Below are 13,106 nucleotides of genomic sequence, written 5' to 3'. Positions count from 1 at the left end.
CGGGCGGTGATCGACGAGGGTGGTCAGTCCCAGGCGGCGGGGTCGGCGGCAAGCTGGCGGACGCGCTCGGGCAGCGCCCCGGAGGCGACCTGCTCCAGCGTGACCTCCTCCAGGATGGAGCGCTCGGTCGCCCGCAACGCGATCCACACCTGCTGCAACGACTCCGCGGGCCCCCGGTAGCCGACGTGCTCGGGCCGCTCGCCGCGTACGTTGGCCAGCGGGCCGTCCACGGCCCTGATCACGTCCGCCAGTGAGATGTCGGCGGCGGGCCTGGCCAGCACGTAGCCCCCCTCCGGCCCCCGCTGGCCGCGAACCAGACCGGCGCGGCGCATCTGGAGCAGGATGTTCTCCAGATATTTGGGCGGCATGTCCTGTTCTTTGGCAAGCTCGCCCACGGTGGTCGGGCCCGCCCCCGCGGCGGCGAGTTCAGCGGCGGCACGGAGGGCGTAGTCGACACGAGCGGAAAGGCGCATGTTCTCGATTATCCCTCCAGGTGAACATGGTATGTGCGCCGGTCCGCCCGGTTAAGGAGGGTTTGAGCGTTTCAGGCGATCGTGGCTTCGATCAGGTCGTCGACCACCTCGGCCAGGTCGTTGCCCCGGGCGTGGACCCGGCGCTGGCGCATCGCGCCCGAGCCCTTGCGCAGCAGCCGGTCCAGGCCCTCCTGGACGAAGGCCAGGTCACCGGCCTCGGCCAGCGCGGGACGCACGTACTCGAGGAGCCGGCCGGCGAGCACCGGCGCCGGCACGAGCGTGCCGTGCCGCACGTCCAGGCCGTCGCCCAGCAGCCCGTCCCGGGCCGCGCGCCAGTACGCGGCGCGGAGCACCTCGGTGGACACGGGCAGCCCGCGATCGCCCCGCCGCACGGCGGCCAGTGCGGTCACCACCAGGGCGCGGACCAGGCCGATCAGCGTGAGGCTGTCGCTCACGTCGAGCGGCACGTCGGCGGCCCTGATCTCGACGGTCGGCAGGCTGGGGGAGGGGCGGGTGTCCCAGTAGACCGTCTTGGGGTCGAGCAGCGCGCCCGATTCCCCGAGAGCGCGCAGGGCAAGCTCGTAGTCGTCGTACGACGGGAAGTACGGTGGCGCGCCCGCGACCGGCCACCGCCCCCAGGAGATCACCCGCCAGGACGCGTACCCGGTGTCGCGCCCGGCGAAGAACGGCGAGTTGGCGGACAGCGCGATCAGCGTCGGCAGCCAGAGCCGCAGGTGGTTGCCGACGTAGACGGCGTGCTCCCGGTCGGGCACGTCCACGTGCACGTGGAGCGCGCAGATGGTGATCTCGTCCTGGAGCGCGCGGTAGAGCACCCGGCCCTGCAGGTAGCGGGGCACGTCGGTGAGCGGGGGAGAGGCGACGTCCCCCAGCGGGGGGATGCCGCTCGCGACGACCGCCAGCCCGCACGAGCGCGCCGCGTTCGCCACCTCCTTGCGTACGGCACGCAGCTGCGAGCCCAGCTCGCTCAGATCGGCGGAGGGCGGCGTGCGGGCCTCCACCTGGAATCTGGTGATTTCGTGCACCACGTCGGCCACGCCATTCGCGGCGGCCAGGATGTCGGCCGCTCGGGGAGCCACGTGGCGGGTGCGGGGATCGACGACGAGGTATTCCTCTTCGATCCCGATCAGCGGAACCATGCCTGCACCTCGCTGGGGGAGTCCACAAGTCTCCGGATGAAGTTTGTGCCCGTGCCACAGCTTGTGGAAAACCTTTGCAACAAAGGGGTGTCAAGCAGGAAACCCTACGGGGCCGTACAGAGCGTGGTCGGCGCCGGTGGACAGGGCCCAGTAGCGGTCGCCGTACGACCAGTGCCACCACTCGGTGGGGTAGTTGACCAGGCCGGTCGCCTCCAGGGCGGTGGCGAGGAGCTTGCGGTGGGCGCGGGCGTCGGCGGAGATGTCGGGCGCGGCCATGTAGCAGGCGCCGTCGCTCACCTCCGGGTTGTCGTTGACCTCGGTGCCCATGTCGTACTCGATGCCGTCGGGGTCGCACAGCGTCAGGTCGACGGCGGCGCCGGCGGTGTGCGGGGCCACGTTGACCGGTGACACGTAGCGACTCGCCGCGACATGGGCCTCGTCGAACGACATATCGGGATTCGCCGCCAGTAGCTCATCCCGATACTGGGTGAAATAGAGGGACTGCGTGGCGATGGGGCGGTAGCCCTCCACGATCAGCAGGTGGTATCCGTCGGGCAGCAGGCCCTCGGCCCGCTCCAGCCGGTCGAGCAGTCCGGAGCGCAGGTGGGCGTAGGCGCCCGCGGGATCGGCCAGCCGGTGGTCCACCCGCAGGCGCCCGCGGACCTCGGCCAGCGGCTCCCCGCACTCCCGCACCGGGATGGCGGCCACGCGGGGGTCCGAGATGAGCACGACATCGTTCGGGGACTGCCACATGGGCAGAAATTCTCACACAGTGTCGGAGAAAACCTGTTCCCGGGCCTGCTCCAGGGCCGCCACCAGCGCGCCGCGCAGCACCGGGTTGCCCGCGACCCTGGTCGTGACCACCGCCGGCCGGCTCGGGCACACGCGGGCCACGGCCTCCTGCACCTTCGCGGCCAGTCGCTCGCCGCCGGCCCGGCCGACGTCGCCACTGAGCACGATCAGCCCGGGGTCCAGCACGACGGTCACGGCCGCCGCGCCCACGGCCAGCCGCCCCGCCACGGCGTCCAGATAGCCCTCGCCGCCGTTGCGGACCAGGTCGGGCACCGTGATGCCCTGGACGCCGTGCTCGCGGGCCAGGCCGCGCAGCGCGACGTGGCCCACCAGGCGCTGGAAGGAGCCCGACTGCGGCTCGGTGACGTCGGTGGGCAGTGGCTCGCCGGGCACCGGCAGCCAGCCGATCTCGCCGGCGCCTCCGGAGATGCCGCGGTGCAGCTTGCCGTTCAGCATGACGCCGAGGCCCTGGCCGAGGCCCGCCCAGATGACCACGAAGTCGTCGTGGCCGACGGCGGCGCCGTACTGGTGCTCGGCGAGCGCGACCAGGTTGACGTCGTTCTCGATGGTGACGGAGGCGCCGAGGGTCTCCCGGAGGCTGGCCAGCACGCCGACGTGCCAGGCCGGCAGGTCGTACGAGAAACGCACGTCGCCGCTGTCCGGGTCCACCACGCCCCTCGTGCCGATGACGAACGAGCGCAGGCGCGACAGGCTGATGTCGGCCGCCTCGCAGGCCCGCCGCACCGCCGCGTGGACGGCTCGGACCGGGTCGCCGCCGTCGGTGGGGTTGAGGGTGATCTCGACGACGATCCTGCCTGTGATGTCCGCCACACCGACCCGGAGGCTGTCGGGCAGCACCTCCAGGCCCGCGACGTACGCGCTGGAGGGAACCACGGCGTACAAGGCGGCGTGCGGCCCCCGGCCCCCGGCCCGCTCGCCGGCGACCTCCACCAGCCCTCTCTCCTCCAGGCGGGCAAGGAGCTGACCTGCGGTTACCTTGGAGAGCCCGGTCCGTTCCCCCAGCTCGGCCCGGGTCAGCGGCCCGTCCACGAGAAGGAGCTCGAGTGCCGCGCGATCGTTCAGCCGCCGCAGCAGCCGCGGGATCCCCGGGCTTCGACTCATTACCGCACCCCTCTCGTCACGAATCCCTAACGGGCGTTTCTTTTAAGAAAGTTTCTTGTTAGTTTAGCAGCGTCGTTCGGCATTTGACGATCAGCCTGGTGCGGACCGTAGGCCAGCACCCGGGAAGGGAGAACCCTGTGAGGATCGCGAAGATCACAGCCACTACGGTCACCACGGCCGCCCTGGCCCTGGGCCTGGCCGCCTGTGGCTCCAGCCAAGAGCCCTCGTCCTCACCCAGCGCCGCCGCCCCCGCCAGCGGCCCCAAGTACGCCGGCAAGACCCTCAGTGTGTGGCGCCTGGGCGACAGCAACCCGGCCGCGGCCAAGTACATGGACGAGCTCAACGCCGAGTTCAAGAAGCAGACCGGCGCTGACGTCAAGCTCGAGTGGATCCCGTGGCCGCAGGTGGCCGACAAGTTCGCCGCCGCCGCCACCGGCACGGGCCCGGACGTCACCGAGATCGGCAACGACCAGGTGCCGATGTGGCAGAGCCAGGACGCGCTGACGCCGATCACCGACATCGCCCGCGAGGGCGACCGGGCGCAGATCCCCCAGAACCTCTACGGCTACGAAACCGTGGACGGCGAGATCTACGCCGTGCCGTGGGGCGCCGGCGCCCGCGCGGTGCTCTACCGCAAGGACTGGTTCGAGGACCTCAAGATAGAGGTCCCGAAGACCTGGGACGAGCTCGTCGCCGCGGCCAAGAAGATCCAGAAGGAGAAGGGCGAGGGCGTGGACGGCTTCGCCTTCAACGGCGGCTCCGACGCCAACCACCTGCTGGCCGCGTTCGCCTGGGCCGAGGGCGGCGAGTACGCCGTCAAGGAAGGCGACAAGTGGGTCGGCAAGCTCACCGAGCCCGGCTTCGCCAAGGGCTTCGAGACCTACACCGGTCTGGTCAGCGGCGGCCTGTCCAGCAAGGCGAACCTGACGCTCAACACCGTGGACATCCGCAAGCGCTTCGCCAACGACAAGGTCGCGATGTACCTCACCGCGGCCTGGGACCTGCCCGGCATCGAAGAGGACTCCAAGGGCAAGCTGAAGGGCGACAAGCTCGGCTTCTTCCCGCTGCCCGCCAAGACCGGCGGCGTGGCCCCGTCCTTCTTCGGCGGCAACGACATCGCGCTGTGGGGCGGCACCAAGGAGCCCGACCTCGGCAAGGAGTACATCAAGCTCGCCACCAGCAAGACCTGGGCCGACCGCTACGCCAAGGAAGGCGGGCTGCTCCCCGTCTACCCGGACACCCTGGCCGCGCTGAACGAGGACCCGGCACAGGGCGCCTTCGCCCAGGCGTTCGCCAAGGCCAAGGCCTTCCCCGCGGACGCCAACTGGGCCGAGGCCGACGCGACCAAGGCCGTGCTGCAGAACGCCGCGCGGGCCGTCATCGAGGGCAAGAAGGACACCACCACGGCCCTCGCCGACGCCAACAAGGAACTCGAAGAGATCCTGAACCAGTGACGATGGCGGACACCACAACGGTCGCCCGGGGCCGGGATTCGTCTCCCGCCCCGGGGCACCGGCGGAAGAAGAGCGCCGGGCGCGTGCGGGCCAGCGGGATGCCGGTCTGGGCCATCCCGTACGTCCTGCTCGTCCCCGGGCTGCTGGTCATCGCGGGGCTGCTGCTCTATCCGATGTTCCAGCTGGCCGTCATGGCCTTCCAGAAGGTCGGGCTGGCCCAGATCAGGGGGAGCAGGCCGGCCGAGTGGGTGGGCCTGGACAACTTCGAGCGGATCCTCGGCAACGACATCTTCTGGTCGGCCCTGCGCAACACCGTGGTGTTCGCCTTCGTCGCCGTCGCCCTCACGCTGATCATGGGCACGGCGGTCGGCGTGCTCCTGCACCGGCTCGGCAAGAAGATGTCGCTGTTCGTGGTCATCGGGTGCATGTTCGCCTGGGCCGTGCCGCCCGTGGCGCAGGGCGTCATCTGGCGCTCACTCTTCGACGCCGAGGCCGGCATCGTCAACTGGGCGCTGAACCTGCTGCCCGACTGGCTGGCCGCCCCGCCGACGGGCCAGTCGAGCTGGACGGGCACGCCCTGGCTCAACGACACCTTCACCCTCTACGTGGCGCTGACGGTGTGCGTGGTGTGGGCCGGCTTCCCGTTCATCGCGGTCTCGGTGCTGGCCGGGCTCAAGGGCATCCCCGCCGAGCTGTACGAGGCGGCCAGGGTGGACGGCTCCGGGCCGTGGCGCACGTTCACGAAGATCACCCTGCCGATGCTCAAGCCCGTGTTCGCGGTCCTGACGATCCTGTCGATCATCTGGGACTTCAAGGTGTTCAGCCAGCTCTACGTGCTCATGAACGGTCCCACGAACCGCGACGGCTTCAACCTGTCGATGTACGCCGTCGCGGAGGCGTTCAAGCCTCCGCAGAAGCTCGGCACCGGCGCGGCGATCTCGATCGTCCTGACGATCATCCTGCTCCTCATCACCATCGTGTACGTCAGGCAGATCGTGAAACAGGAGGAGATGTGACCCCGCTCGCCCGCAAGAGGCTCGGCAAGATCCTCCTGAACACGGCCGGCGTCCTGGTCTTCCTCTGGGCCGTGTTCCCCGTCTACTGGATGGTCTCCACCGGCTTCAAGGAGAACGACCAGATCTTCACCACGGAGTTCATCCCGTTCCCGACGCACTTCACCTTCGACCACTTCGAGCGGGTGCTGACCGAGGGCGTCGCGAACAACTCCATCTGGCTCTACATGCGCAACAGCGCGATCGTGGCGCTCGGCACCGTGCTCATCGGCTCGGCGTTCGCCCTGCTGTCGGCCACCGCCATCGCCCGGTTCCGGTTCAAGGGCCGCGGCGCGTTCCTCGTGGTGCTGCTGATCGTGCAGATGCTGCCGTCGGAGGGCCTGCTCATCCCGCTGTACATGATGGTCAAGCGGGTCGGGCTCGGCGACCAGCTCATCGGGCTGATCGTCACACAGGTGGCGCTGACGCTGCCGTTCGGCGTGTGGATGCTGCGGACGTTCGTCGCCGCGGTGCCCAAGTCGCTGGAGGAGGCGGCCTGGATCGACGGCGCGGGGCGCATGACGACCTTCTGGAAGGTGCTCTTCCCGCTGGTCGCGCCCGGCCTGGTGGCCACGAGCATCTTCTCCTTCATCACCGCGTGGAACGACCTGGTCTTCGCCCTCTACCTGATGTCGGGGTCGGAGGGATACACGATGCCGGTGGCCCTGCAGTACTTCTTCGGCCAGAAGGGCGTCGACTGGGGCGCGATCATGGCCGGTTCGACCCTGATGACGATCCCGGTCGTCGTCTTCTTCCTTCTCGTGCAACGCCGCATGGTCTCCGGCCTGGTGGCGGGGGCCGTGAAGGGCTGACAAACCACGAAATTTCCGTACGGCGCCGTCGGCGCCGTACTCGATCCTGCCGGAAAACGGATGAGGAGCCATGACTCAGAGTGATCGGGGGCTGCGCCGCCTGGCGGCCGGCACGCTGCTCGTCGCCTTCGAGGGCACAACGGCGCCCGACTGGGTGCTGCGCGAGCTGGAGCACGGCCTGGGCGGTGTCACGCTCTTCGGGTTCAACGTGGCCGACCCCGGCCAGGTGAGCGAGCTGACCATGGCGCTGCGGGGAGCCGGTGAGCCCGTCATCTCGCTCGACGAGGAGGGCGGCGACGTGACGCGGCTGGCGTACCACGTCGGCAGCCCGTACCCGGGCAACGCGGCCCTGGGCGCGGTGGACGACGTCGAGCTGACCCGCCGCGTCTATCGCGCGATCGCCGCCGAGCTGGCCGCCTGCGGCATCAACCTGGACATGGCGCCCAGCGCGGACGTCAACACCGAGGCCGACAACCCGGTGATCGGCACCCGGTCGTTCGGCCCGGACGCGGAGCTGGTAGCCCGGCACACGGTGGCGGCCGTCCAGGGCCTGCAGTCGGTACGGGTGGCCGCCTGCGTCAAGCACTTCCCGGGGCACGGCGCCACCCGCGTGGACTCCCACCTCGCGATCCCGATCGTGGACGTCGACCTGGACCTGCTGCGCGAGCGGGAGCTCGCGCCGTTCCGCGCGGCGATCGAGGCGGGGGCGAAGTCGGTGATGACCGCGCACGTGGCGGTGCCGGTGCTGACCGGCGACACCCCGGCCACCCTGTCCGGCGCCGCGCTGACCGGGCTCCTGAGGGGCGAGCTCGGTTTCGACGGCGTGGTCGTCACCGACGCCCTGGACATGCACGCGATCACCAAGAGCGTGGGGCTGGCGGGGGGCGCCGTGCTCAGCATCGCGGCCGGGTCCGACCTGCTGTGCCTGGGGCCGCTGCCCGCGTACGACGACGTCCAGGCCATCATCGCGGAGATCGTCTCCGCGGTGCGCGAGGGCCGGCTGCCGGCCGAGCGGCTGGAGGAGGCGGCGGCGCGGGCCGCTGCGCTGCGGGAGTGGTTCGGCGGGGCGCGCGAGGTGCCCGGCGAGCCGGACATGGTCGGGCTGCATGCCGCGCGGCGCGCCGTGCGGCTGACGGGAGCGACGGAGCCGCTGGTCGAGCCGCTGGTGATCGAGGTGGACACGCCGCCGACGATCGCCGTGGGGGACGTGCCGTGGGGCGTGGGGCCGTGGCTGCCGGACGCGGAGATCGTCCGCGTCGAGCCCGCGGCCGCCGACGCGCCCGGGTTGCTGGCCAAGGCCGCGAACCGGTCCCTGATCGTCGTGGTCAAGGACGCCCACCGGCACCGGGCGAGCCAGGAGTTGGTGTCGGCGCTGGTGGCGGCCCGGCCGGACGCGACGGTGATCGAGATGGGGCTTCCCGTGTGGCGGCCCGCCAGCGCCGCCTACATCGCCACGTACGGCGCCGCCCGCGCCAACGCCCAGGCCGCGGTGGAACTTCTGACCGCCTGAGCGCCCACCACCGCCCTCACCACCCGCCCGGCCGGACATCACCGCCGCGTGCGCCGGCGGCACATTGGGCGGTGGGCGCCGGCCGGTGGGTGCGGCGAGAGGTGGTGCCGGGCGGTGACGGTGTCGGCGTGGGGCCGGGGACGGGTGTGGCACTCGCGGCGGATCCGTCAGGGGGCGAGGAGCTCCTCGCGGGCCTGGTCGAGGGCGGCGAGCAGGGCGCCGCGCAGCACCGGGTTGCGGTCGGTCACCGTGGTGGTGACGACCTGGGGACGCACCGGGCAGATCCGGGCCACGGCCTCCTCCACCCGGGACGCGAGCGCGGCCCCGCCGGCCTGGCCAACCTCCCCGGCCAGCACCACCAGGCCGGGGTCGAGGATCACGCAGACCGCGGCCACGCCCAGGGCGAGCCGGTTGGCGACCTCGTCGAGCAGCGCCTCGCCCTCGGCGCCCGCGGCCACCGCGACCTGCACGCACTCGCCCGCGCTGCCGGCCGCGAACCCGTACCCCTGGGCCAGCTCCGACACCGCCTCGGCGCTCACCAGCGACTGCAGGCCGCCGGCCAGCGACGGCAGCCGCCCCGGCGCGGTGCGGATGTCCTCCGGCAGCGGAACGCCGGGCACCGGCAGATAGCCGATCTCTCCCGCGCTGCCCGAACGCCCGCGGTGCAGCTTCCCGCCGAGCATGACCGCCAGGCCGAGGCCGCGGCTCGACCACAGCAGCACGAAGTCGTCGAGCCCCTTGGCGGCGCCGTCGGCGCGCTCGGCGATGGCGGCGAGGTTGACGTCGTTCTCGATCGTGACCTCGCGCCGCAGGTCGCCGGCCAGGGCCTCGTGGATGCCCTCGTGCCAGCCGGGCAGGTCGAAGGAGAAGCGCACGTCGCCGCTGCGCGGGTCGACCACGCCCGGCGTGCCGATCACGACGCCGCGCAGCTTGCCGAGCCCGACCTTGGCGCTGCGGCACGCCTTGACGATCGCCTCGTGCACGGCGGAGACCGGGTCCTCGTGGCCGTGGGGGTCGACGGTGACCTCGGCGATGGTGTGGCCGTGGATGTCGGCGACCGCGGACGAGATCAGCTCCGGTCCGACCTCGAGGCCGGCGACGTACGCGCTGGAGGCGATCACGGAGTAGAGGGCGGCGTTCGGCCCGCGCCCGCCGGCCTGCGTGCCGACCACCTCCACCAGGCCGCGCTCCTCCAGCCTGGCCAGCGTCTGCGAGGCCGTGACCTTGGACAGGCCGGTCAGGTCGCCGATCTGGCCACGCGTCATGGGGCCGGTGGCCAGCAGCAGCTCCAGTGCGGCCCGGTCATTGATCTCCCTGAGCAGTCTGGGCACACCAGGGCGTCGCTCCACGCTGAATCCCACCGTTGAATAAAGGAAAAGGTTGTTGGAAGTTTAGCGCTCCCATCCGCACGTGACGGCGCAGGTGATCCTGAGGAGTTCTGGTGAACGTCCGCGTCAGCGGCCGGCGGCGTAGCCCTGGGCGCCGCGCGGGTTGGCGGCGGCCTTGAGGAAGCCGCCGTCCCTGGCCACCGCGCTCAGCCTGCCCAGCGTCCACGGGTCCTGGACCTCGACCTCGTGCCCGCGCCGCCGCAGCTCCGCCACCACACCCGGGTCCACGCGGTCCTCGACGTGCAGGACGCCGGGGCGGGAGCCGCGCGGGTAGAACGAGCTGGGGAAGTGCTCGGAGTGGAACATGGGGGCGTCGATGGCCTCCTGCAGGTTCAGCTGCCCGTGGACGACGGCAAGGAAGAAGTTCAGGCTCCACTGGTCCTGCTGGTCGCCGCCCGGGGTGCCGAACGCCAGCCACGGCCGGCCGTCCCTGAGCGCGAACGACGGCGACAGCGTGGTACGCGGCCGCGCCCCGGGCCGCAGTGAGGCGGGCAGCCCCTCCTGCAGCCAGAACATCTGCGCCCGCGTCCCCAGGCAGAAGCCCAGATCGGGGATGGTCGGCGAGCTCTGCAGCCAGCCGCCGCTGGGGGTGGCCGAGACCATGTTGCCCCAGCGGTCCACGACGTCGACGTGGCAGGTGTCGCCCCGGACCGACCCGTCAGGGGACACCACCTGGTCGCCGGCCTCCACGCCCCCGGCGCCCGCCGCGACCGTCGGCTCGCCGACGCCCTGCGGGGAGCGCGCCCCGGAGACGCCGGGCGCGTTGGCCGCCGTGCCGGGCGCGGGGAAGCCGGGCAGCCGGGGCACGCGCCCGCCGGGAGCGCCCGGCCGCAGCTCCAGACTGGCCTCGGGGCCGACGAGCCGCCGCCGCTCGGCGGTGTACGCCTCACTCAAGAGGTCGGACATGGGCACACCGGCGTCGCCGTACCAGGCCTCGCGGTCGGCGAAGGCCAGCTTGGCGACCTCCGTCACCGTGTGCACGTAGTCGGCGCTGAGATGGCCCATCGCGTCCAGGTCGAACCCGTCGAGCAGGGCGAGCTGCTGCAGGAACACCGGGCCCTGCCCCCAGGGCCCGGTCTTGCACACGGTGTGCCCCCGGTAGTCGAAGGTGACCGGCTCCTCGACCGACGCTGCCCAGCCCGCCAGGTCGTCGCCGGTGAGCAGCCCGCCGTGCACCTCGCCGGAGCTGTCCCGCCAAGCCGTCTTTGCGCTGAACTCGGCGATCGCCTCCGCGACGAAGCCCTCGTACCAGGCCTTGCGCGCGGCTGCGAGCTGCTCCTCCCGGCTGCCGGAGCCGGCCTCGGCGATCAGCTTCCGGTACGTGGCGGCCAGGACCGGGTTGGCCAGCCGCGACCCGGGCGCAGGCACGGCGCCGCCGGGCAGCCAGGTCGCCGCCGACGTCGGCCAGTCCTCGGTGAACAGCCCCCGGACGGACTCGATCGTGGCGGAAATGCGCTCCAGCACCGGGATGCCGTGCTCGGCGTAGTGGATGGCGGGCGCGAGCACGTCGGCCAGCCGCCAGGTGCCCCACCGCTCCAGCAGGAGCATCCACCCGCCGAACGCCCCCGGCACGGTGGCCGCCAGCAGCCCGGTGCCCGGCACGAGGTCCAGCCCCAGCTCCGTGTAGCGCTCGATGGTGGCCGCGGCGGGCGCCACACCCTGCCCGCACACCACCGACACCTTCTGCTCGGCCTCGCTCCAGAGCAGGATCGGCACCTCGCCTCCGGGGCCGTTCAGGTGCGGCTCGGCGACCTGCAGCACGAATCCGGCGGCCACCGCCGCGTCGAAGGCGTTCCCGCCGCGCTCCAGCACGCCCATGCCGGTGGCAGAGGCGAGCCAGTGGGTGCTGGCGACCATGCCGAAGTCGCCCGTCAGCTCGGGCCTGGTGGTGAACAACATCTCTCCCTTTATCGGCTTACAAGATGACATGCTGCCGGATGGTCGCTGGTGGTCAGCGTCGGCTCGTCGGTGCGGCAGGCGTCGTACGCCAGCGGGCACCGCGTATGGAACCGGCACCCGGAGGCGGATCGACCGGGCTCGGCACGTCACCGCCCAGCACGATCCTGCGCCGCTCGCGCTGCCGTACCGGGTCGGGCACCGGCGCCGCCTACCCCGGCCTTGAGTTCAGGCCCGGGGACGAAACGGACTCCCGCGTGGTGTGCCAGGGAATGACGGTTCGTCGCCGAGCGGACCTCCGTCAGGGTATGCACGGGTATTCTTCCCTCTGGTCGTATAGGCGTACCTGTCGGTCCGGGTGCGGCAATAGGCACCGCGTCCGGTCGCGGCAGCAACTAGTACGTGGCTCGGCCATGAGGCCACATGGTCGAGTTCGCCCACATGGAGGGCGTCCAGGGTGTGGGATTTGGGTGCGCCGGGGCGGTGCCGATTCCATTTGGTGCGGCCGCCGCTGCAGCAGCGTACGGGCATGCCGGTCGCCATCAATGCCCCGTAGAGGGCCCAGCGGGTGGAATTGACGGCTGCGGCGTCCCGTAGGGGCGCCTTGGCCTGGGCCAGCACCCGTGCCAGCACCGCCGGGCGGTCGGCCAGGAACTCGGTGACCGGTGAGTTGTTCTTGGCCTGATTGCAGGGTACGCACGCCACAGTCAGGTTGCTGATGCGGTCGGAGCCGCCGCGGGAGCGGGGCTGGATGTGGTCGATGTTCAAGGGGACGCCGCTCGCCGGGCAGTAGGCGCACGCCCGGCCCCATTTTTCCAGCAGGTATTCCCGCACCTCAAAGCCGTGCAAGGTGCCGTGCTGGTACTCCACACCCTCCAGCGGCCTGCCCTCACCCAGGGCGTGGACGTCGAAGCGCGCGGTCTCCACGTGGATCGCCCGCACGGGGGCCAGGCGGCGCAGCCGCAGCACCCAGCTCATCACGGTGTCCACCCGGTGCCGCAGGCTCGGCGGCAGCCAGCCGCCCGGACGGGCGCGGTTGGCGACCTGGGGGCACGGTAACGCAGGTTTCGCGACCGCCTGCCGCGCCGGTAGGCCGCCGGGGCCCTGAGCTTGTCGCGGATCTTGCCGCCGCGATGGTCGAGCTGGATGCCGTACAGCCCATGCCGGGTGCTGCCGTGGGTGCGGAACACGCTGATGCCGGTGTGCCGGCTGCCGGGATCCAGAGCGACCTCCACTCCCTGGACCTCCGACTGCTCGGCGGTGCGGTCCTTCAGCCGGATGACGAAAGGGGTGTGCCGGGCCACCACCGCCCGCCCCGACTTCAGGAGTTCGCGGGCTCGGACAGGGTGGCACGGGTCCAGCGGTGTGCCGTCCGAGGCGAGGACGAACACGCGAGGTGCGGTCTCACGACCGGCTTCTCCGCTTGCGCGGGTGACGCCCGCCGCCCCAG

General features: G+C 71.6%; 10 protein-coding genes and 1 pseudogene. 4 read left to right on the top strand and 7 right to left on the bottom strand.

Annotated features, from left to right (window positions below):
• Window positions 1–23 precede the first annotated feature (23 nt).
• From ID574_RS40730 to ID574_RS40715, 4 genes are all read right to left on the bottom strand, one after another.
• A complete protein-coding gene (locus ID574_RS40730) occupies window positions 24–473 on the bottom strand; it encodes an RrF2 family transcriptional regulator (RefSeq protein WP_127930774.1) in 450 nt (149 codons plus the stop codon).
• 71 nt (window positions 474–544) lie between these two features.
• A complete protein-coding gene (locus ID574_RS40725; RefSeq protein WP_188194379.1) occupies window positions 545–1,630 on the bottom strand; it encodes a carboxylate-amine ligase in 1,086 nt (361 codons plus the stop codon).
• A gap of 90 nt (window positions 1,631–1,720) precedes the next feature.
• Window positions 1,721–2,383, bottom strand: a complete 663-nt coding sequence (locus ID574_RS40720) for a M15 family metallopeptidase (protein ID WP_188194378.1) — start codon at window positions 2,381–2,383, stop codon at window positions 1,721–1,723.
• A gap of 12 nt (window positions 2,384–2,395) precedes the next feature.
• Window positions 2,396–3,544 carry an ROK family transcriptional regulator gene (locus ID574_RS40715; RefSeq protein WP_188194377.1) on the bottom strand — a complete coding sequence of 383 codons (1,149 nt, stop codon included), beginning with the start codon at window positions 3,542–3,544 and terminating at the stop codon, window positions 2,396–2,398.
• Window positions 3,545–3,681: 137 nt separating this feature from the next.
• Between ID574_RS40715 and ID574_RS40710 the strand changes: the two genes are divergently transcribed.
• The 4 genes from ID574_RS40710 to ID574_RS40695 all read left to right on the top strand — a co-directional run bounded on the left by ID574_RS40710 (window position 3,682) and on the right by ID574_RS40695 (window position 8,372).
• On the top strand, window positions 3,682–4,998 hold the full coding sequence (locus ID574_RS40710; RefSeq protein WP_188194376.1) for an extracellular solute-binding protein: 1,317 nt from the start codon (window positions 3,682–3,684) through the stop codon (window positions 4,996–4,998).
• A gap of 2 nt (window positions 4,999–5,000) precedes the next feature.
• Window positions 5,001–6,014: a carbohydrate ABC transporter permease gene (locus ID574_RS40705; protein WP_188194605.1), complete on the top strand. Its 1,014-nt coding sequence runs from the start codon at window positions 5,001–5,003 to the stop codon at window positions 6,012–6,014.
• Entirely contained in the window at window positions 6,011–6,862 is an 852-nt protein-coding gene (locus ID574_RS40700; protein ID WP_188194375.1) for a carbohydrate ABC transporter permease, read from the top strand. The genes ID574_RS40705 and ID574_RS40700 overlap by 4 nt, the downstream gene beginning before the upstream one ends.
• A gap of 70 nt (window positions 6,863–6,932) precedes the next feature.
• A complete protein-coding gene (locus ID574_RS40695) occupies window positions 6,933–8,372 on the top strand; it encodes a glycoside hydrolase family 3 protein (RefSeq protein WP_188194374.1) in 1,440 nt (479 codons plus the stop codon).
• 167 nt (window positions 8,373–8,539) lie between these two features.
• Here the strand turns inward: ID574_RS40695 and ID574_RS40690 are convergent, their stop codons facing one another.
• The 3 genes and pseudogenes from ID574_RS40690 to iscB form a co-directional block, all read right to left on the bottom strand.
• Entirely contained in the window at window positions 8,540–9,721 is a 1,182-nt protein-coding gene (locus tag ID574_RS40690) for an ROK family transcriptional regulator (RefSeq protein WP_188194373.1), read from the bottom strand.
• Window positions 9,722–9,826: 105 nt separating this feature from the next.
• A complete protein-coding gene (locus tag ID574_RS40685; protein WP_188194372.1) occupies window positions 9,827–11,659 on the bottom strand; it encodes a gamma-glutamyltransferase family protein in 1,833 nt (610 codons plus the stop codon).
• Between the two features lie 225 nt (window positions 11,660–11,884).
• Window positions 11,885–13,047 (bottom strand): annotated as a pseudogene (gene iscB, locus ID574_RS61970) (RNA-guided endonuclease IscB).
• Between the last annotated feature and the right edge of the window lie 59 nt (window positions 13,048–13,106).

The organism is Nonomuraea sp. SYSU D8015 (assembly GCF_008065375.1).
Taxonomy (GTDB): Bacteria; Actinomycetota; Actinomycetes; order Streptosporangiales; family Streptosporangiaceae; genus Nonomuraea.
Note: the sequence above shows the minus strand (reverse complement) of the source record. Positions and strands in the feature narration are given on the sequence as shown.